Here is a 20,212-nt window from a genome sequence, read left to right on the forward strand (position 1 = left end):
AGCGTGCCTGGTGAGATGGACCGCTCGTGCCCGTGGGATCAACCCACGGACTGCTGAGCGTCTTTCTCGTCGTCCTGCACGGTGGGGGGTGTGAGCAGGACCGTCGCCTCACGTCCGGGATGCCGGCGTCCGACCACCACGAACGCTACCAGCGCACCGAGGCCGACGATGATCGACGTCCAGACGTTGAGTCGCAGCCCGAGCACATGGTTGGCCTCGTCGATGCGCAGCAGCTCGATCCACCCGCGTCCGAGCGTGTAGAGCATCACGTAGAGCCAGAACACCCGGCCGTGCCCCAGCCGGAACCGGCGGTCGGCCCAGACCAGCACGGCGGCCGCGGCGAGGTTCCACACGATCTCGTACAGGAACGTCGGGTGGAACAGCGTCCCCGGGAGGGCGTCGGCAGGCAGGTGGGCGTCGTCGATCTGCAGGCCCCACGGCAGCGTCGTCGGGCTGCCGAACAGCTCCTGGTTGAACCAGTTCCCGAGGCGACCCAACGCCTGGGCGACCAGCAGGCCCGGCGCCAGGGCGTCGGCCCAGGGAGCGAGCCGCACCCCCTGCCGTCGGCAGCCGATCCAGGCGCCGACCGCGCCGAACGCCACCGCGCCCCAGATCCCCAGGCCGCCCTGCCAGATCGCGAGCGCCTTCCACGGGTCACCGCCCTCGCCGAAGTACGCCTGCGGCGAGCTGATGACGTGGTAGAGCCGACCTCCGACGATGCCGAACGGCACCGCCCAGAAGGCGATCTCGAGCACCTGGTCGGCCTCGCCGCCTCGCTCGACCCACCGTCGCCGGGTGATCCAGATCGCCGCGGCGATCCCCAGGAGGATGGCCAGCGCGTAGGCGCGCAAGGGGAACGGGCCCAGGTGCCAGACGCCCTGCGACGGGCTCGGAATCGATCCGGCGAGCAGACCAGGCACGTTCATGAGCGCGAACCGACGCCCGGGCGGACCGCCGAGCGCACGCCGTCCGCCAGTGCGGCGGTGGTTCGCGCCAGGGCGTCGAGGCCCGTGCCGTCCTGAACCCCCTCGGTGACCGCGCGGACCAGCGCCGAGCCGACGATGACGCCGTCGGCATAGGTGGCGACCTGCGCCGCCTGGTCCGGTCGTGAGACGCCGAGGCCGACGCAGACGTGCGCGGCACCCGCGGCACGGGTGTCGGCCACGAGCCGCTCGGCCCCGGAGCCGAGCGTCGCCCGCTCCCCCGTGACGCCCATCGTGGAGGCGGCGTACACGAACCCGCGGCACGCCGCGGCCGTCGAGACCAGTCGCTCCGGCGTCGAGCTCGGGGCCACCAGGAAGACCCGGTCCAGCCCGTGCTCGTCCGAGGCGTCGATCCACACGCCCGCCTCGTCGGGGATGAGGTCGGGCGTGATCAGGCCCGCACCACCGGCCGCCGCGAGGTCGCGGGCGAACGCCTCCACGCCGTACCGCAGCACCAGGTTCCAGTAGGTCATCACCAGGATCGGCGCGCCCCGGCCGGCGACCTGCTCCACGGCGCGCAGCGTGTCGCGCACCCGCACGCCGCCCCGCAGCGCCGCGTCGACGGCGTGCTGGATGACGGGACCGTCCATCAACGGGTCGGTGTAGGGCATGCCGAGCTCGACGACGTCGGCACCGTTGTCGATCAGCGCGCGCACCGCCTCGACCGACGTGGGCACGTCGGGGTAGCCGACCGGGAGGTAGCCGACCAGGGCTGCCCGCCCCAGGCCGTCGAGCCGGTCCGCCGTCTGCGAACGCACCACCGGACCGGTCACAGCTGCTCCCCCTCCGTCGGCGTCGCCGCCGCGTCGTCCACCAGGCCGAACCAGGCGGCCGCGGTCGCCACGTCCTTGTCGCCCCGACCCGAGAGGTTCACGAGAAGGATCGGCTCCTGGCCGTGCTCGACCGCCCACGTCGAGGCCTCCGCACCGAGCAGGATCGCGCCGGCCAGGGCGTGCGCCGACTCGATCGCCGGGATGATGCCCTCCGTGCGGCACAGCAGGGAGAACGCCTCCATGGCCTGCTCGTCGGACACCGGCCGGTACTGCGCGCGCCCGATGTCGTGCAGCCAGGCGTGCTCGGGACCGACGCTCGGGTAGTCCAGACCGGCCGAGACCGAGTGGCTGGGGATGGTCTGACCGTCCTCGTCCTGCAGCAGGTAGGAGCGGGTGCCCTGGAGCACACCCGGCACACCGCCGGAGAACCGCGCCGCGTGGTCGCCGGGGGTGATCCCGCGTCCGCCGGCCTCGAAGCCGAACAGGCGCACCGAGGGCTCGTCGAGGAACGCGTTGAAGATGCCCATGGCGTTCGACCCGCCACCCACGCACGCGAGCACGGCGTCCGGCAGGCGCCCCGTCTCCGCGAGGAGCTGGGCGCGAGCCTCCTCACCGATGATCTTGTGGAAGTCGCGCACCATCTCGGGGAACGGGTGCGGACCCGTCACCGTGCCGAGCAGGTAGTGCGTCGTGTCGACGTTCGCGACCCAGTCGCGCAGGGCCTCGTTGATCGCGTCCTTGAGCGTGCGCGAACCGATCGTCACCGGGATCACCTCGGCGCCGAGCAGCCGCATGCGGGCCACGTTGAGCGCCTGGCGTCGCGTGTCCTCCTCGCCCATGTACACCGTGCACTCGAGGTCGAGCAGGGCGGCCGCGGTGGCCGTGGCGACCCCGTGCTGGCCGGCACCGGTCTCGGCGATGACGCGCTTCTTGCCCATGCGCTTGACCAGCAGGGCCTGACCGAGCACGTTGTTGATCTTGTGCGAGCCCGTGTGGTTCAGGTCCTCGCGCTTGAGGAACACCCGCACGTGCTCGCCCACGTGCGCGGCGAACCGCGGCACCTCCGTCAGCGGGCTCGGACGACCGGTGTAGGTGCGGTGCAGGCGAGCGAGCTCGGCACCGAACGAGGGGTCCGCCAACGCCTTGTGGAACGCCGTCTCCAGCTCGTCGAGCGCGGCGACGAGCGCCTCGGGCACGAACCGCCCACCGAACTCGCCGAAGTACGGCCCGCTGTGCGTCGAGAGCGGGCCGACCGCCTGCTCCATCGCCTCGCGCAGACCGGCAGCCTCGGGACGCCCGCTCACTGGCGCACCGCCCGCAGCGAGGGGTGCGCGCCGGCCGCGACGAGGTCGGCGACCGACTGCCGGGGGGCGTCGTCCGTGACGAGCGCCTCGCCGACCAGCACCGCGTCGGCACCCGCGCGGGCGAAGTCCATGACGTCGTGCGGGCCGCGCACACCCGACTCGGCGATCTTGACCACGTCCGACGGGATCGCCGGGGCGACGCGCGAGAACGTGGTGCGGTCCACGTCGAGGGTCTTGAGGTTGCGGGCGTTGACACCGATCACCCGAGCACCGGCGTCGACCGCCCGGGCGACCTCCTCGGTGTCGTGCACCTCGACGAGGGCCGTCATGCCGAGCGAGTGCACACGGTCGACGAGCGACTCCAGCACCGTCTGCTCGAGCGCCGCCACGATCAGCAGGACCAGGTCCGCGCCGTGGGCCCGCGCCTCCCAGACCTGGTAGGGCGTGACGACGAAGTCCTTGCGCAGCACCGGGATGTCGACCCGGGCGCGCACCGCGTCGAGGTCGGCCAGCGAGCCGCGGAACCTGCGCTCCTCGGTCAGCACCGAGATGACCGACGCCCCACCCTTCTCGTACTCCGCGGCCAGCGCCGCCGGGTCGGAGATGGTCGCGAGCTCGCCCTTGCTCGGGCTGGAACGCTTGACCTCGGCGATGACGGTCACGGCGTCGGGCACCTTGAGCCGCGCGACGGCGTCGAGCGCCGACGCGCGTCTGGCGGACTGCTCCTTGAGCACCGCGAGCGGTGTCGCCGCTTCACGGACGGCCAGATCCTCCCGTACACCTGCGACGATCTCGTCCAGCACGGTAGCCATCGGCGCCTCACCTCTCCCGGTCGCGCGACCACCCCGACATGCCCCCTGGGCGCGGTGGCCTCTCCGATCATCGTAGAGGGGTGACGAAGGGCACTTGACCACGGCCCGATCCGTGGGACCGTGCGCGGCCTCGCCCGCGGCTCAGCCCACGGACGAGGCCTGGTCGGCGACGAGCGGGATGGCGATGCCCAGGGCCAGCAGCACGCCGAAGAGCACCACGGCCACCGCCGTCAGGGCGATCGAGACCCAGCCCAGGATGATGCCCGCCGTGGCCAGACCGGAGTTGTTGGCCTCGCCGGCAGCGACAGCCCGCTGCGCGTTGCGCCCGACGATGACCGCGGGGATGCCCGTGAACAGCATGCAGCCGAGGACGAACCCGGCCAGACCGAGCACGAACGACCACACCGCCAGGTCGTTCTTCGGGTACGGCTGGATGTAGGCGCCTGCGGGGTACGCACCCTGCTGGTACGGCCCCTGCTGGTACGGCCCCTGTTGGTACGCACCCTGCTGGTAAGGCCCCTGCTGGTCTGCGCCCTGCGGAGCCTGCGGCGGGTACGGCTGCTGCGGGTACTCCTGCTGCGGGTACGGCACCTGCGGGGGCGCCGGAGACGGCGTCGCGGACGGCGCTGCCGGCACCTCGCCACCCGCGGGCTCCGCAGGAGGCTGGATCGGGTCGGTGGAGGACGTCGGGTCCGACATGGGAGCTCCTTCGCTGGTCACGGACCGAGGAACGGCTGGAGCGCCGGCAGGTTGCGCAGCACCCCGAACAGCACGAGGACGACGAAGAGAACGACAGGCACGACGGGCCGCAGCCGTCCCTGCGGCGTCCCCCGCCGGGAACGCACGACCCAGCGGCCCCAGAGCAGGACGAGCACCGGGACCGCGACGACCCACAACGGGTTGTGCGACCACGCCTCGGCAAGACGCCCGTGCGCCAGGTCGTCGGTGGCCCGCAGGGCACCGCACCCGGGGCAGGCGTACCCCGTCAGCGCAAGGATCGGGCAGAAGCCCAGGTTGCCACCGACGTGCGGGTCCCGCCAGAGCACCAGTACGACACCGGCCGCAGCCGCACCCGCGACGACGGCCGGGCCGCGCCACCACGGCCGCACGGCGCGAGCGACCGTGGGTGCGCCGGAGGCCGTCGAGGAGACCACGGGCTCAGTACGTGCCGTTGTACCCGTCCATGAACGAGTCCCGGAACGTGCCCCAGTTCGCGACGAACCAGAAGACGCCGAGCACCGCGAAGGCGATCCCGACCCAGGCGAGCACGATGCCGGCGACGGCCATCCCCCCGTTGTTCGCCTCACCGGCGGCCACGGCCTTGCGCGACTTCGACCCCACGATCAGTGCCGGGATCGCGGTGAACGGGCCGCACATCAGGAATGCGACCAGGCCCAGCACGAACGCCCACACGCCGAGGCCGTTCTTCGGGTAGCCGACCATGGGTGCGTACGCGCCGGGCTGCCCGTACGGCGCCGCACCCGGGTAGGCGGGCGCAGCCGGGTACTGGGGCCCGGCACCGTAGGCAGGCGGCTGACCGGCTGCCGGGTACTGCGGAGCAGCCGGATACTGCGGAGCGGCGGGGTACTGCGGAGCGGCCGGGGCCGGCGGCGCAGCGGGGTACTGCGGAGCGGCCGGGTACTGCGGGGTCGCGCCGGGCGGCGGCGGGGTCGCCCCCGCATCGGGCTGCTGCGGCTGGTTCCCCGCGGCGTACGGGTCCTGCGGCTGGTCGGGCGTCGACACCGGTCCTCCTCGGCTCGTGCTGACGTGGACGGGGCCGCCCGCGTCGGGTCACTCGTCACGACGACCCCGGTGGAAGGCGCGGCGGACGTCATGGACGGAGGGCGTCGACCCTCCGGTCGGTCAGTGGCTCGTGCCGGCCTGACGGGCGAGCGTCGCGGCGCCGCCCTGGCCGTGGCCGAGGATCTGCAGCACCTTGCCGAGCACGACGCCGAGCAGTGCCACGGCGCCGCCGGCCCAGGCGACCCAAGGGGTCGCGAAGACCATGCCCAGGGCAGCGATGACGGAGCCGAGCAGCACGACGACGGTCGTGGTCCAGGCGGCTGTGGTGTGGCCGTGGTTCGTCGGGGCCGCGCTCGGCGGCAGGTGGGCCTGCTCGGTCCGTGTGGCGTTCTGCGCGCGGTGCGCGAGCGTGTCGTCAGCCATGTCGTGCCCTTCGTGCTCGGTTCTGACCCACCCTAGCGGACCTGGGCGGACGCCCTCCGGTGAGCCGACCGCGACCCTCGTGCGGTCGGTGGCCCGATGCAGGCCTTAGCTCGGGTCGTCGCCGCGGCTCAGCGCGTCCCAGGCAGCCCGCTCGTCGTCCACCGGTCCGGCGACGGCGCCCGAGCCGGCGCCCGAGCCAGCGCCCGAACCCGCGCTGCCGCGGTCGGAGCCGGTCGTCACGGTGTCGTAGCGACGGGTCGGCGCAGGCCACGTGCCTGCGACGCGGACGAACCACCCCGCGGCGACCACACCGAGGGCACCCACGACGAGGGCGACCCACGGCCACGGTGCCACGTGCACCGGGCCGGCGAGTGCTCCGACCCCGGTCGCGGAGACCACCGCCGGAGCGACCGCCCGTTCAGGACCGCCCAGCACGACCGCGGCCGTGACCACCACCAGGGAACCGGCCGCCGCCACGACGGCCCCGACGACCCATCGGCCGCCCCGGCCGACGAGCCCGGCAGCTGCCCCCGCGGCGAGCAGGACGACCGCCGCGGCCAGGCCCGCCGGGGCAACCTCGGTGCCGGACGACTCGACCGTCACGACACCCTGCAGGGCCGACGTGCCGGTCGTGGTCAGCCACGTCGGCACGTGCACGAGCGCCGTCAGCCCGGCGAGCAGCACGAGAACCAGCAGCACCCGCCCCCGTGAGGCGGCCGCCGGCCTGCTCACCGGCCGGCCGGCCGCAGCCGCGCGGCGACCTGGACGGCACGCACGGCAGCAGCAGCCTTGTTGCGCGACTCCGCGTACTCCAGGGCCGGGACCGAGTCGGCCACGATGCCCCCGCCCGCCTGCACGCTCGCGCGGCCGTCCCGGATGAGAGCGGTGCGGATCGCGATGGCCATGTCCATGTCGCCCGCGAAGTCGAAGTAGCCGACCGTCCCCCCGTAGATCCCGCGGCGCGCAGGCTCGATCTCGTCGATCAACGCGATCGCCCGGGGCTTGGGTGCGCCCGAGAGGGTGCCGGCGGGAAACGTCGCCACGAGCGTCTGCAGGGCCGTCGAACCGGCACGGAGCCGCCCGACGACCGTCGAGCAGATGTGCATGATGTGCGAGTAGCGCTTGACCGCCATGAACTCGACCACCTCGACCGAGGTCGGCTCGCACACCTTCGCCAGGTCGTTGCGCGAGAGGTCGACGAGCATGATGTGCTCGGCCCGTTCCTTCGGGTCGGCGAGCACCTCGTCGTGCAGAGCCCGGTCCTCCTCGGGCGTGGCGCCGCGCGGACGGGAGCCGGCGATGGGGAACGTGACGACGCGTCCGTCGGTCAGCTTCACGAGCGTCTCGGGGCTCGAGCCGACGACGGCGAAGTCCTTGCCCTGCGCGTCCTGCAGCTGCAGGTAGTACATGTACGGGCTCGGGTTGATGGTCCGCAGCACCCGGTACACGTCGATCGGCTCGGCAGGGCAGTCGAGGTCGAGGCGCTGGGAGAGCACGACCTGGAACACCTCTCCGTCCCGGATCGCCTCCTGGCCGCGACGGACCGACGACTCGAACTCCGCACGCGTCGAGCGGAACTCGAGCTCGGGCTCGGCGACGTCGACCAGACCCGCGAGGGCGGGCTCGGCCGGGTGCGCGAGCCGGGCCTGCATCGCGTCGAGCCGCGCGACGGCGTCGGCGTGGGCCTCGTCGACCCGCTGGTCGGTGTCGTCGAAGTTGATCGCGTTCGCGACCAGCCACACCGAGCCGTCCAGGTGGTCGACCACCGCCAGGTCCGTGGCCAGGAGCAGCGTCAGCTCGGGCACGCCCAGCTCGTCGGGCGCGGCAGCGGGCAGCGTCGGCTCCCAGTGCCGCACGACGTCCCACCCGAGCGCTCCGACGAGCCCGCCGGTGAGCGGGGGCAGCCCTGGCACCGCCGGGGTGCGCAGCACCTCGAGCGTGCGCGCCAGGACGTCGAGCACGTCTCCGTCGGTCGGCACGCCGACGGGGACGTCGCCGAACCACACGGCCCGCCCCGCCTGCACCGTCAGGGTCGCCCGCGAGCGCACGCCCACGAAGGAGTAGCGCGACCAGGTGCCGTCCGACTCCGCGGACTCCAGGACGAAGGTGCCCGGGCGGCCGCCTGCGAGCTGGCGGTACAGGCCGACCGGTGTGACGTCGTCGGCGAGCAGCCGCCGCACCACCGGGATGACCCGGCGGTCGCGTGCGAGCTCGCGGAACTCGCCGACCTGCGGCCACGTCCCGCCCCAGGGGACCTCCGCCGTCGTGACGTCGGCAGGGGCGGCGGGCGTGCTCATCGGTCTCCTCCGGTGGCGGTGTCGGGCAGGGTCGGAGTGTCGGGCAGGGTCGGAGCGTCGGGCCGGGTCGCAGCGTCGGGCCGGGTCGGAGTGTCGGCCTGGGTGTCGTCCGGGGCGTCGGTGCTCGCGGCAGGGGCGGAGCCGACGACCACGGGCAGCGGTCCGCCGGCCTCGAAGCAGGTCCGGGTGCCGGTGTGGCACGCGGCACCGACCTGGTCGACCTCGACGAGCAGGGCGTCGCCGTCGCAGTCCAGGCTGACCGCCTTGACGTGCTGCGCGTGACCCGACGTGTCGCCCTTGCGCCAGTACTCCCGCCGCGAACGGCTCCAGAACGTGACCCGGCCGGTCGTGAGGGTGCGGTGCAGCGCCTCGTCGTCCATCCAGCCGACCATGAGCACCTCGCGCGTGTCGTGCTGCTGGACCACCGCGGCGACCAGCCCCGCACCGTCGCGGCTCAGGCGTGCGGCGATCGAGGGGTCGAGCGCCGTGGAACCGGCGGGGCGCGGGGAGCGGGCTGGCGTGCTGGACACGGACCGATCCTGCCACGGCTCACCGGTGCGCCCACGGGCCGTCCGCGAGCGCACGGGCGTCGGCTCAGCGGGTCTGGGAGACCCAGGCCCGGTGCATCGCCGCGTAGCGCCCGCCACGGTCGACCAGCTCGGTGTGCGAGCCCTGCTCCACGACCGACCCGGCGTCGACGACCACCACGTGGTCGGCGGCCTCGGCGGTCGACAGCCGGTGCGCGATGGTCAGCGTCGTGCGGCCACCGGCCAGCGAGTCGAGCGCCTGCGCGATCCTGACCTCGGTCGCCGGGTCGACGGCCGAGGTCGCCTCGTCGAGCAGGAGCACGTCACCGTCGGCCAGGTAGGCCCGCGCGAGCGCGACGAGCTGGCGCTCACCCGCGGAGAGGGACTCACCGCGCTGCCCCACCGGCGTCTCCAGACCCTGGGCGAGCTCGTCGACCCACGACCCGAGTCCGAGGGCCTCGACGGCCGCACGCACCCGCGGGTCGGCGCCCGCCGGTGCCACGGGGGCGGGTCCGCGCAGACCGTAGGCGATGTTCTCGCCGACCGTGCCGTCGAAGAGGAAGCCCTCCTGCGGCACGAGGACGACCCGGTCACGCAGGCTCTGGCCGGTCAGGTCGCGCAGGTCGACGCCGTCGAGCAGGACCGCGCCGTGCGTGGGATCGACGAACCGCGCGACCAGCCGCGCGATGGTCGTCTTGCCCGACCCCGTGGCACCCACCACGGCGACCGAGGTCCCCGCACCCACCCGCAGGTCGACGTCGCGCAGCACGGGCGGGCCGTCCGGGTAGGCGAAGCCCACGCCCCGCAGCTCCAGGTCGGCCGGGCCGCGCGGGGAGTCGACGGCCTCGCCCACCGGGTCGGCGACCTGGACCGGGGTCTCGAGGACGCCGAGCACGCGCCGCCAGCCGGCGACCGCGTTCTGCAGCTCGTTGAGGACCTCGGTGGCCATCTGCACCGGTCCGGTGAACAGCTGGACCAGGAACAGGAACGCCAGGAGCCGCCCGACGGACAGGTCACCGGCGATCCCGAGCCGCGTGCCGGCCACGACGACGACGGCCAGCACCAGGTTGGCCACGAGCACGCCGGAGGCGAACACGACCGAGACCAGGTTCTGCGCACGCACCATGGCGTCCCGCGTGGCACGCACGGCCGCGTCGATCCGTCGCTGCGTGCGGGCGGCGACCCCGTACGCCCGGATCGTCTCGGCACCGACGACCGCCTCGGAGACGGCTCCGAGCATCGCCCCGTACCGTTCGCGGACCGCGGTGTAGCGGGCGTTGACCCGCTTCTGCAGGCGGGGCAGCACGATCATCAGCGGCACGAAGCATGCCCACACCAGGAGCGTGAGCTGCCAGGAGTAGAACGCCATGAGGGCCGTCGCCACGCTGACCTGCAGGACCGAGACGAGCAGCATGATGCCGCCCCACTGCACGAACAACGAGATCGTGTCGACGTCCGAGGTGACCCGCGAGACCAGCGAGCCGCGTCGTTCCGTCCCCTGGGTGAGCACTGACAGGTCGTGCACGTGCCGGAACGCGCGGGTGCGCAGCGTGAGCAGCCCGGCCTCCGACGCCCGGAACAGCCGGACGTTGACCAGCGCGGTGCAGGCGGCACCGAGCAGCAGGCCGACGGCGACGGCTGCTGCGGTGAGCGCGACACGCTGCACGTCGGGTCCACCGTCGGCGAGCACTCCCCCGTCGACCGCCTGCTGCACCGCGATCGGCACGAGCACCTTGCCCGCAGCGGCGAGCACCGCCAGCGCCGCGGTCAGCCCCCAGCCGTGCGTGAGCTCGGGCGAGACCTGCAGCCCGCGGCGGATCGTGGCCATCACCCCGAGGGTGCTGGCCGGGGCCATCCGGTGATCGGTCGTGGGCCGGTCCTGGTCGCTCATCGCAGGACCTCCGACGACTCGTCGAGCTCGCCGGACACGTCGTCCGGCTCCAGGTCGGCACGGGTGGCCGCCCTGCGCTCGGTCTCGCGCTCGTAGGCCGTCGCCAGCTCGCGGTACCCCGGGTCACGGCCCAGCAGCTCCTCGTGCGTCCCGCGATCGACGACGCGGCCGCCGTCGAGGTGCACGATCTCGTCCGCGAGGAGCACCGACGACATGCGGTAGGCGACCAGCAGCACGGTCGGACCGTCGGCCCCGTGCGCGCGCACACCGGTCAGGATCTGCTGCTCGACCTGCGGGTCGACGGCCGAGGTCGCGTCGTCCAGGATCAGCACGCGCGGGTGCCGTACGAGGGCGCGCGCCAGTGCGAGGCGTTGCCTCTGGCCGCCGGACAGGTTCGCACCTCGCTCCCCGAGCGGCGCGTCGAGGCCGCCGGGCAGTGCGCGCACCACCTCGTCGGCGCGCGCCGTGGTCAGCGCCGCCCAGACGGCGTCGTCGTCCGGCGCCCCGTCCTCCCCGACGTCGGCCAGGGTCACGTTGCCGCGCACGGTGTCCTCGAAGACGAACGTCGACTGCGAGACGAGGGCGACCCCACGGGCGAGGTCCGCCGGGCGCATGGCGCGCACGTCCACGCCGTCGACCGTCACGGCACCCAGGTTCGGGTCGGCGAGCCGGCTGACCAGGCTGACCAGCGTCGACTTGCCGGAGCCGGTCGGGCCGACGACGGCCACGACACGACCGGGCGCCACGTCCAGGTCGATCCCGTCGAGCAGCCGTGCGTGGCCGTGCGCCGTCGGGACGTCGTACGACACACCGGCGAACCCGATCCGTGCGCCGCCGCCCGAGGGCACCCATGTGGTGTCGCCGGCGGGCACCGCGGGCCGGGCGTCCAGCACCGCGGCGAGGCGGTCGTGCCCCACGAGGGCGCGCGGCATGTCGCCGAGCACCCAGCCGAACGCGCGCACCGGGACCGCGAGCATGGTCAGCAGGTACGCGGCGGCCACCACGTCCCCCGTGCCGATCCGGCCCGCCTGGACCTGCACGGCGCCGACGACGAGCACGAGCAGGGTGCCCAGGTTCGGCAGGACGTCGATGACCGGGTCGAAGAAGGCCCGGACCACGCCGACCCGGACGTTCGCCTCCCGCAGCGCGTCGGCGCGAGCGGCGAACCGGGTCAGCTCACGGTCCTGGGTGCCCAGCGACTTGACCAGGACGGACGCCTCGAAGCTCTCGTGCGCGACGTCGGCGACCTCGCCGCGCAGCTGCTGCGCGCGGGCGATGGCCGGGGACATCCGACGCTGGAACACCAGGTTGGCCACCACCGTCAGCGGCAGCACGACGAGTGCGGCCAGCGCCAGCCAGACGTTCGTGCGCAGAAGCGCGACCGCTGCGACCACGACCATCACCACGACGCCGAGGGCGAACGGCAGCGGGTTGAACACGCTCGTGGCCGCCTCGACGTCGCTCGACGCGTGCGAGAGGAGCTGCCCCGTGGGGTGCCGGCGGTGCCACGCCATCGGGAGCCTGAGGTACTGCCGCGTGACACCCGAGCGGTGGTCGGCCTGCAGGTCGGCGTAGCCCATGCCGGCGAAGACGCGGCGACCGGCCACCCCGACGGCGAGCGTCACCGCGACCAGGGCGAGCACGCCGCCGGCCCACCACAGGCGGGCACGGGCGTCCGCGGATCCCGCGATCGCCGGCACCACGACCTCGTCGGTGACCAGTCCGAGGACGCGGCTGACCGCCACCGTCGTCGCGCCGAAGAGCGCCGAGGCGCCGACCGCGGCGGCGTACGTCCACGGGTGCGCGCGCATGCCTCGCCAGAGCAGCTGCGACGCGCGCCGTGCGATCGAACCCGTCAGGGCGGCCGAGGTCGGCTGGACCCGCGTGCGCATGACGGACCTTCCAGGACGGGACGAGGGGGGCACAGCACTCTCTCATGCCGCGCCCTCACGCCAGGTCGGCCGGCCACTCCGGCGACACCGACGACACCGGCGTGCGAGCATTCCGGGCATGACGTGGCACGAGGTCCTGCGCACCCAGCTCGCCGACGCCCTGGCCGAGGCCGGCCCGGACGCACCGACCCTGTGCGAGGGGTGGCGCTCGCAGCACCTGGCCGCGCACATCATCCTGCGGGAGAACAACGCCGTCGTCGGCCTCGGCCTGGTCGTTCCCGCCCTCGCCGGGCACACCGAGCAGGCGACCGACGACCTGGCCGCGACGGGCACCTCCGAGGGCGGCTACCGCGACCTGGTGTCCCGCGTCGCGACCTCGCCCGCGCCCTGGCACCCGCTCGCGTGGGCGGGCGAGGCGGCGAACGTCATCGAGTTCTTCGTGCACACCGAGGACGTGCGACGAGGTGCGGGGCCGGTGCCCGCGCGCGAGCTGGACGCGGCGCTCGTCGAGGCCCTGTGGGCGCAGCTGCCGCGGTTCGCGTCGCTGCGCGCCCGGCGTGCAGGCGTCGGCCTGGTCGTCGTGCGGCCCGACGGCGTGCGTCGCCGCCTGCGCGGCGGCTCGCGCGGGCACGGCACCGTGGTGGTGCGCGGCGAGGTCGGCGAGCTGCTGCTGTGGATCTCCGGTCGCGGTGCCGCGGCCGACGTGCACGTCGAGGGCGCGCCCGACGACGTCGAGAGCCTCACGCAGGTCCTGCCCGTGGGCTGAGCCTCCCGCGCAGGTCGCCTGGCGACCCGTCCAGGATCAGCGAACGACGACCCCTGCTGCCCGCAGGCCCGCCTTGACCTCGCCGATGGTGAGCGTGCCGAAGTGGAACACGCTCGCCGCGAGCACCGCGTCCGCGCCGGCCTGAGCAGCCTCGACGAAGTGCTGCACGGTTCCCGCGCCTCCGCTCGCGATGAGCGGCACGTGCACCTCCCGGCGCACGTCACGCAGCATCGTCAGGTCGAAGCCTGCGGTCGTGCCGTCGGCGTCCATCGAGTTGAGCAGGATCTCGCCCGCACCGAGCTGTGCGGCCTGCACCGCCCAGGCGACCGCGTCGATCCCTGTGCCCCGTCGTCCGCCGTGCGTGGTGACCTCGTACCCGGAGTCGGTGCGCACCTCGCCCGTGGTGCGCCGTGCGTCGACGGACAGGACGAGGACCTGGCTGCCGAACCGTTCGGCGATCTCCGCGATGAGCTCGGGCCGTGCGATCGCGGCGGTGTTCACCCCGACCTTGTCGGCACCCGCGCGCAGCAGCCGGTCGACGTCCTGGGGCGAGCGAACGCCACCGCCGACCGTCAGGGGCACGAAGACCTGCTCGGCCGTGCGCCGGACGACGTCGTAGGTCGTCTCCCGGTCGCCCGAGGACGCCGACACGTCGAGGAACGTCAGCTCGTCCGCACCCTCCGCGTCGTAGCGGCGCGCGAGCTCGACCGGGTCGCCCGCGTCGCGCAGGTTCGCGAAGTTCACGCCCTTGACGACACGGCCGGCATCGACGTCCAGGCACGGGATCACGCGCAGCGCCAGGCTCACGACTCGCTCCCCTCCGGTGCGCCGGTGGCGAGGAGGTCGACGACGAACACGACGGTCTGCCCGGCCAGCTCCTCGCTCTCGGTGACGCCCAGCGAGTACGAGGGCGGGATGACGAGCATGATCTGGCTGCCGACCGGCTGCTCGACGAGCCCTGCGGCCCATGCGGGCACGTCCTGCAGGGAGAAGGAGACGGGCAGCGTGCGTGACCACGTGGAGTCGAAGAGCTCACCGGTGTCCCAGGCGAACCCGGAGTACTGCACGGTGATCACGTCCTCCGCGCCCACCTGCGGACCCGCCCCTCGGATGAGCGGCTGGGCGACCAGCTCCGAGGGTGCGGCCGTGCCCGTCGCGGTGATCGTCGGTGCACCGGAGTCGTCGAGTGCGACCGCCGGCAGGTCGGCCCGTGGCGGCTGGGCCTCACCGGCTGCCCGCGTGGGCAGCACGTCGATCACCGTGACCGTCGGGTAGCTGCCGGGCGTGGTGTCGCTCGCCGGGCTGACCTGCAGGACGCGCGCGCCCACCTTCTGCCCCTTGAGCGCGTGGTACAGGTCCGTGCCCAGCGCCTCCTCGGTCAGCATCCGGGGCGTCGGGTTCGAGGAGTAGCTCTCCTTGACCAGCTCGGCGTTCTGACCGTTCTCGAGCCAGAAGTCGATGAGCACCGGCCCGCCCTCGACGAGCTCGTCCCCGGTGCCCGGCCAGATCTGGTCGGTGAACGTGTCCGTCACGACGATCGGCGTGACGTACGTGATGGTGGGCGCGGCGCCCGGCTCCCCGGACACCTCGATGTCCGGATCGACGCTCGCCACGGGTGAGCAGCCGACCAGTGCCAGAACGGCGGCCAGGGCGGTCACGAGGGCAGCGCCCCGCAGTCGTCGCACGTCGATCCTTCCTCCGGGCCGCACGGCCCGCCGTCCTGCGCTGTCACGGCCGGGCGCCGGGGTGCGGCGGCGGCTCGACCGCACACTGTACGGGGCCGCGGTGGCGCGTCGTGCCGGGCTCACATCGACTCGATGAGCCTGTCCACGCGCTCGTCGACGCTGCGGAACGGGTCCTTGCACAGCACGGTGCGCTGCGCCTGGTCGTTCAGCTTGAGGTGCACCCAGTCGACCGTGTAGTCACGTCGTGCCTCCTGCGCGGCCCGCACGAAGTCTCCGCGCAGCTTGGCCCGGGTGGTCTGCGGCGGCACGGCCGTGGCCTCGAACACGTCCAGGTCCGTGGTGACCCGCTCGACCAGCCCCTTGGCCGCGAGCAGGTTGTACAGACCCTCGGTACGTGAGATGTCGTGGTAGGCCAGGTCGAGGCGCTGCACGCGCACGTCGGACAGCTCCAGGCCGTGCTTGGCGCGGTAGCGCTCGATGAGCCGGTGCTTGATGACCCAGTCGAGCTCCCGGTCGACGAGCGAGAGGTCGCCGGTCCGCAACGCCCGCAGCCCGCGCTCCCACAGGTCGAGCACCTGCTTGACCTCGGGCGTGGGGCCCTGCTCCTGGCTGACGAAGTCGCTGACCTTGGTCAGGTACTCCTCCTGCATGTCGATCGCCGTGATCGTGCGCCCGGTGGCCAGCGTGATGGGGTGCTGACCGGTCATGTCGTGGCTGATCTCGCGGATCGCACGGATCGGGTTCTCGAGCGTCGTGTCGCGCATCGGGACGCCCGCCTCGATCATGCGCAGCACGAGGTCGGTCGCGCCGACCTTGAGCATGGTCGTGGTCTCGGACATCGAGGAGTCCCCGACGATGACGTGCAGGCGCCGGTACAGCTCGGCGTCGGCGTGCGGCTCGTCGCGGGTGTTGATGATGGGCCGCGAGCGCGTCGTGGCGCTCGAGACGGCCTCCCAGATGTGGTCGGCGCGCTGCGAGAGGCAGTAGGTCGCCCCGCGCGGGGTGATGAGCACCTTCCCGGCCCCGGTGAGGATCTGGCGGGTGATCAGGAACGGCACGAGCACGTCGGAGAGCCGCGTGAAGTCGCCCTGCCGGCGCACCAGGTAGTTCTCGTGGCAGCCGTAGGAGTTGCCCGCCGAGTCGGTGTTGTTCTTGAACAGGTGGATGCGGCCGGGCAGGCCCTCGTGCTCGAGGCGCTGCTGGGCGTCGGCGACGAGCCCCTCGAGGATCCGTTCGCCCGCACGGTCGTGCGTGACCAGCTGGCGCACGTCGTCGCACTCGGCGGTCGCGTACTCCGGGTGCGAGCCGACGTCGAGGTAGAGGCGTGAGCCGTTGCGCAGGAACACGTTGGACGAGCGGCCCCACGCCACCACCTTGCGGAACAGGTAGCGCGCGACCTCGTCGGCCGACAGGCCTCGGCCGTCCGTCGCGGCGCAGGTCACGCCGTACTCGGTCTCCAGCCCGAAGATCCGCCTGTCCATCCACCGCTCCTCTCGTGCACCGTCACGGTCCGTGCGACCACCGCTCAGCTCTCGGACCCCCCCGCGGGCGCCTGCGTCGTGACATCGCCACCCGCCGGGAGAGCGCCGAGCAGGTCGTCCAGCAGCGCCCCCGTGAGCCGACGGAACGCGCGCCGCGGCCGGGTGCGGTCCAGCACCGCGACCTCCAGCTGGGTCGCGGGGATCTCACGCGCCTGCGCGTGCTCGTCGGCCGGGGAGCCCAGCACGCGCACGGCGAGTGCGAGCACCTCCGGAAGCGACATCCCCGCACGCCAGTCGGACTCGAGCAGGGCACCGAGCCGGTCGGCCTGCCCGCCCATGACCACGTACCCGTGCTCGTCGGTCACCGACCCGTCGTAGGAGAGCCGGTAGATCTGGTCGCCCGCCGGCTCGCGCCCCACCTCGGCGACCACGAGCTCGACCTCGAGCGGCTTGGACTCCGTGGTGAACACGGTGCCGAGCGTCTGCGCGTAGGCGTTCGCGAGCCCACGGGCGTTGACGTCGTCGCGGTCGTAGGAGTAGCCGCGCAGATCGGCGTACCGGACGCCCGCGACGCGCAGGTTCTCGAACTCGTTGTACTTGCCGACCGCCGCGAAGCCGATGCGGTCGTAGATCTCGGAGATCTTGTGCAGCGCGCGGGAGGGGTTCTCCGTGGCGAAGGCGATCCCGTCGTCGTACTGCAGGACGACGACGGAACGGCCGCGCGCGATGCCCTTGCGCGCGTAGTCCGCGCGGTCCTTCATGAGCTGCTCGGGCGAGACGTAGAACGGCATGCTCATCGCCGCGCACCCCCGCCCGCGCCGTGCGCCTCACGACGCTCGTGCTCGACCGCCGCGGCGACCGCGGCCAGGTCGTCCTCGGGCACACGGCGGTAGCCGGCCTGCGTGAGCGTGGCCACCACGGGCCAGATCCGCCGCACGGAGTCGGGACCGCCGGTCGCCGAGTCGTCGTCGGCGGCGTCCACGAGCGCCTCCACGGCGACCCGTACGGCAGCACCCGCGTCCAGGCCGGGTCGCCACAGCTTCTTCAGCGACCCGCGGGCGAAGACAGAGCCCGAGCCGACCGAGTGGTGCTCGTGCTCCTCGTAGCGACCGCCGGTCACGTCGTAGGAGAAGATCCGCCCGATCGACCTGTCGAGGTCGTACCCGCCGAACAGCGGCACGACCGCCAGGCCCTGCATGGCCAGACCGAGGTTGCCGCGGATCATCGTCGCCAGGCGGTTGGCCTTGCCGTCCAGCGAGAGCAGGGCGCCCTCGATCTTCTCGTAGTGCTCCAGCTCGAGCTGGAACAGCCGGACCAGCTCGAGCGCGAGGCCCGCGGTGCCCGCGATGCCCACCGCGGAGAACTCGTCGGCCGGGAACACCTTCTCGATCTCGCGGCTGGCGATCATCGAGCCCATCGTGGCGCGACGGTCGCCGGCCATGACGACCCCGCCGTCGAAGGTCAGGGCGACGATCGTGGTGCCGTGGGGCGCCTGCACCTCACCGGTCGGCAGCGGACGGTTGCCCGGCAGCAGGTGGGGGGCGTAGCCGCCCAGGAACTCGACGAAGGACGAGGAGCCCGGCGTGGTGAACGCCCGTGGCAGCCGACCCGTGGTGGACGCGTCGTTCGGTGCCATCGGCGCTCACTGACCGCCCTTCTGGACGAACCCGCGGACGAACTGCTCGGCGTTCGACTCCAGGACGTCGTCGATCTCGTCCAGGAGGGCGTCCACCTCGGCGTCGCGCTCCTGCGTCGAGGCCGAAGGGGCCGCGACCGGGGGGCCGTCGACCGGCTCGTCGTCCTCGCGGTCGGACCGCGCGTGTTCCTGACCAGCCATCATGACCTCCCGGGGCAGCGTTCGGGGACCTGCTGACCCCAACCCTAGGCCCTGCGTCCGGCGACCCTCGTCCTGTGCACCTCGAGGACGCCGCGCGTCGGGGGTACCGGCGTCGCGCGCCCCGTCAGGTCCCGAGCGCGGCGAGCAGGGTCGCGGCGTCGCCGCTCGCGTCCAGCAGCGCGCCGACGTGGGCACGGGTGCCGCGCAACGGGTCACGCATCGGCACCCGCTGCAACGTGGCGGCACCCGGGACGTCGAAGACCACCGAGTCCCAGCTGGCCGCCGAGATCTCGCCGCCGTAGCGCGCGACGGCCTCGCCACGGAAGTACGCCCGGGTGTCCTGGGGCGGGTGCCCCACCGCCTCCTCGACCTGCTCCGGCGTGACCAGCAGCTCGACCGCCCCCGCGGCGACGAGCCGGTGGTACAGCCCGCGCTCGGGGCGCACGTCGGACCACTGCAGGTCGACCGCGGCGAGCCTCGGGTGGTCCCACGCCAGATGGTCGCGTCGGCGCATGCCCTCCAGGAGCCGCAGCTTGGCCAGCCACTCGACCTCACGTGCGCACGAGGCCGGATCGGTGCCCAGACGCGTCAGCAACGAGTCCCAGCGGTCGAGCACGTCGATCGTCTGCTCGTCCGGCGCGGCCCCGACGTGCGCGAGCGCGGCGCGCACCGCCTCGAGGTAGGCGCGCTGGATCTCCAGCGCGGTCATCCGCCGACCGTCGGCGAGGTCCAGCGGCTCGCTGAGCGTCAGGTCGTGGCTGACGGCGTGCACGCAGCCGACCGGGTCGCGCAGCGCGAGCCGGTCGATCGCACCGAGCGCACCGCCCGCGCCGCCGTCGGCGACGGCACGTTCGATGAGCCACAGGACCAGCGACGTCGTGCCGAGCCGCAGGTACGTGGCCACCTCGAGCAGCGTCGCGTCACCGATGATCACGTGCAGCCGACGCCAGCGCTCGGGGTCGGCGTGCGGCTCGTCACGCGTGTTGACGATCGGTCGCCGCAACGTGGTCTCCAGGCCGATCTCGGCCTCCATGTAGTCCGCACGCTGCGAGATCTGGAACCCGGCCCGCTCCCCCCGTTGGCCGAGGCCCACGCGGCCGGCACCGGTGAAGACCTGCCGGGTCACCAGGAACGGGATCAGGCGGGCGGCCAGGTCGCCGAACGGCACCGAGCGCTCCACGAGGTAGTTCTCGTGCGTGCCGTACGTGGCGCCCTTGCCGTCGACGTTGTTCTTGTACAGCGAGACGTCAGGCAGCGCCTGGTTCTGCGCCAGCGCACGGACCGAGGCCAGCATCACGAGCTCGCCCGCGCGGTCCCACCGCACCGCGTCGAGCGGGTTGGTGACCTCCGGCGAGGAGTACTCCGGGTGGGCGTGGTCGACGTACAGGCGCGCCCCGTTGGTGAGGATCACGTTCGCGGCGCCCGGGTCCTCGTACTCCTGCACGCTCGAGCGCGGAAGCTCCTGCGGCCCGTCGCCGGACGGCGCCGGGACCGCCGCGTCGTCGGTCAGCAGCGAGGGGTGCGCCGAGGCGCGGTCGAGCCGGAAGCCCCGGGCGTCGTGCAGCGGGTCCTCGTCGTCGTAGTCCCAGCGGGCCCGCGTGCGGGTGCCCTCGCGCGCGGAGGCGTGCACCGCGACCACGTGGCTCGACAGCAGCATCGGGTTGGCCAGCGGACGCCCCGGCTGCAGGATCCCGTACTCGGTCTCGATGCCCATCACACGACGCACGCTCACCCGGCACACCCTACGGGGCGCACCTCGGCGGCCATCCGTTGTGCAGGTTCGGCGATCACCCGCGCC

General features: G+C 73.3%; 20 protein-coding genes and 1 pseudogene. 1 reads left to right on the top strand and 20 read right to left on the bottom strand.

Annotated features, from left to right (window positions below):
• Positions 1-38: 38 nt before the first annotated feature.
• The 13 genes and pseudogenes from lgt to BKA22_RS17835 form a co-directional block, all read right to left on the bottom strand.
• Positions 39-926: a prolipoprotein diacylglyceryl transferase gene (lgt, locus tag BKA22_RS17775; RefSeq protein WP_146954383.1), complete on the bottom strand. Its 888-nt coding sequence runs from the start codon at positions 924-926 to the stop codon at positions 39-41.
• Complete coding sequence (gene trpA, locus BKA22_RS17780; protein WP_146954382.1) at positions 923-1,756, bottom strand: tryptophan synthase subunit alpha; 834 nt, start codon at positions 1,754-1,756, stop codon at positions 923-925. The genes lgt and trpA overlap by 4 nt, the downstream gene beginning before the upstream one ends.
• Positions 1,753-3,021: a tryptophan synthase subunit beta gene (gene trpB / locus BKA22_RS17785; RefSeq protein ID WP_146954431.1), complete on the bottom strand. Its 1,269-nt coding sequence runs from the start codon at positions 3,019-3,021 to the stop codon at positions 1,753-1,755. Before trpB ends, trpA begins: the two co-directional genes overlap by 4 nt.
• 35 nt (positions 3,022-3,056) lie before the next feature.
• Positions 3,057-3,872: an indole-3-glycerol phosphate synthase TrpC gene (trpC, locus tag BKA22_RS17790; protein ID WP_146954381.1), complete on the bottom strand. Its 816-nt coding sequence runs from the start codon at positions 3,870-3,872 to the stop codon at positions 3,057-3,059.
• Positions 3,873-4,013: 141 nt separating this feature from the next.
• Complete coding sequence (locus BKA22_RS17795; protein WP_146954380.1) at positions 4,014-4,571, bottom strand: DUF4190 domain-containing protein; 558 nt, start codon at positions 4,569-4,571, stop codon at positions 4,014-4,016.
• A 17-nt stretch (positions 4,572-4,588) separates the two neighbouring features.
• Positions 4,589-5,026 carry a DUF2752 domain-containing protein gene (locus tag BKA22_RS17800; protein ID WP_146954379.1) on the bottom strand — a complete coding sequence of 146 codons (438 nt, stop codon included), beginning with the start codon at positions 5,024-5,026 and terminating at the stop codon, positions 4,589-4,591.
• 4 nt (positions 5,027-5,030) lie between these two features.
• A complete protein-coding gene (locus BKA22_RS20455) occupies positions 5,031-5,615 on the bottom strand; it encodes a DUF4190 domain-containing protein (protein WP_146954378.1) in 585 nt (194 codons plus the stop codon).
• A 120-nt stretch (positions 5,616-5,735) separates the two neighbouring features.
• Complete coding sequence (locus tag BKA22_RS17810) at positions 5,736-6,038, bottom strand: HGxxPAAW family protein (protein ID WP_146954377.1); 303 nt, start codon at positions 6,036-6,038, stop codon at positions 5,736-5,738.
• Between the two features lie 105 nt (positions 6,039-6,143).
• Complete coding sequence (locus BKA22_RS17815) at positions 6,144-6,770, bottom strand: Trp biosynthesis-associated membrane protein (protein WP_146954376.1); 627 nt, start codon at positions 6,768-6,770, stop codon at positions 6,144-6,146.
• On the bottom strand, positions 6,767-8,335 hold the full coding sequence (locus BKA22_RS17820) for an anthranilate synthase component I (protein WP_146954375.1): 1,569 nt from the start codon (positions 8,333-8,335) through the stop codon (positions 6,767-6,769). Before BKA22_RS17820 ends, BKA22_RS17815 begins: the two co-directional genes overlap by 4 nt.
• Positions 8,336-8,466: 131 nt before the next feature.
• A pseudogene (gene hisI / locus BKA22_RS17825) lies at positions 8,467-8,805 on the bottom strand (phosphoribosyl-AMP cyclohydrolase); the annotation flags it as partial.
• Between the two features lie 124 nt (positions 8,806-8,929).
• A complete protein-coding gene (locus tag BKA22_RS17830; protein WP_146954374.1) occupies positions 8,930-10,753 on the bottom strand; it encodes an ABC transporter ATP-binding protein in 1,824 nt (607 codons plus the stop codon).
• Positions 10,750-12,645 (bottom strand): ABC transporter ATP-binding protein, encoded by a 1,896-nt coding sequence (locus BKA22_RS17835; protein ID WP_146954373.1) that lies wholly within the window; start codon positions 12,643-12,645, stop codon positions 10,750-10,752. Before BKA22_RS17835 ends, BKA22_RS17830 begins: the two co-directional genes overlap by 4 nt.
• A 118-nt stretch (positions 12,646-12,763) precedes the next feature.
• Here BKA22_RS17835 and BKA22_RS17840 point away from each other — a divergent pair, with 118 nt between their 5' ends.
• Positions 12,764-13,411 carry a TIGR03085 family metal-binding protein gene (locus BKA22_RS17840; protein WP_146954372.1) on the top strand — a complete coding sequence of 216 codons (648 nt, stop codon included), beginning with the start codon at positions 12,764-12,766 and terminating at the stop codon, positions 13,409-13,411.
• A gap of 36 nt (positions 13,412-13,447) precedes the next feature.
• Here BKA22_RS17840 and hisF read toward each other — a convergent pair whose 3' ends face one another.
• The 7 genes from hisF to dop form a co-directional block, all read right to left on the bottom strand.
• A complete protein-coding gene (hisF, locus tag BKA22_RS17845; RefSeq protein WP_146954371.1) occupies positions 13,448-14,218 on the bottom strand; it encodes an imidazole glycerol phosphate synthase subunit HisF in 771 nt (256 codons plus the stop codon).
• A complete protein-coding gene (locus BKA22_RS17850; protein WP_146954370.1) occupies positions 14,215-15,096 on the bottom strand; it encodes an FKBP-type peptidyl-prolyl cis-trans isomerase in 882 nt (293 codons plus the stop codon). The genes hisF and BKA22_RS17850 overlap by 4 nt, the downstream gene beginning before the upstream one ends.
• Positions 15,097-15,215: 119 nt before the next feature.
• Positions 15,216-16,577, bottom strand: a complete 1,362-nt coding sequence (gene pafA, locus BKA22_RS17855; protein ID WP_146954369.1) for a Pup--protein ligase — start codon at positions 16,575-16,577, stop codon at positions 15,216-15,218.
• Between the two features lie 44 nt (positions 16,578-16,621).
• Positions 16,622-17,374, bottom strand: coding sequence for a proteasome subunit alpha (gene prcA, locus BKA22_RS17860; protein ID WP_146954368.1), 753 nt, complete (start codon positions 17,372-17,374; stop codon positions 16,622-16,624).
• Positions 17,371-18,213, bottom strand: a complete 843-nt coding sequence (gene prcB / locus BKA22_RS17865) for a proteasome subunit beta (protein WP_146954367.1) — start codon at positions 18,211-18,213, stop codon at positions 17,371-17,373. Before prcB ends, prcA begins: the two co-directional genes overlap by 4 nt.
• Before the next feature lie 6 nt (positions 18,214-18,219).
• The gene (locus BKA22_RS17870; RefSeq protein WP_146954366.1) at positions 18,220-18,414 is read right to left on the bottom strand and encodes a ubiquitin-like protein Pup; all 195 of its coding nucleotides are present in this window, start codon (positions 18,412-18,414) and stop codon (positions 18,220-18,222) included.
• Between the two features lie 124 nt (positions 18,415-18,538).
• Positions 18,539-20,146 carry a depupylase/deamidase Dop gene (gene dop, locus BKA22_RS17875; RefSeq protein ID WP_146954365.1) on the bottom strand — a complete coding sequence of 536 codons (1,608 nt, stop codon included), beginning with the start codon at positions 20,144-20,146 and terminating at the stop codon, positions 18,539-18,541.
• Between the last annotated feature and the right edge of the window lie 66 nt (positions 20,147-20,212).

It is taken from the genome of Cellulomonas soli (assembly GCF_013409305.1).
Classification (GTDB): domain Bacteria; phylum Actinomycetota; class Actinomycetes; order Actinomycetales; family Cellulomonadaceae; genus Cellulomonas; species Cellulomonas soli.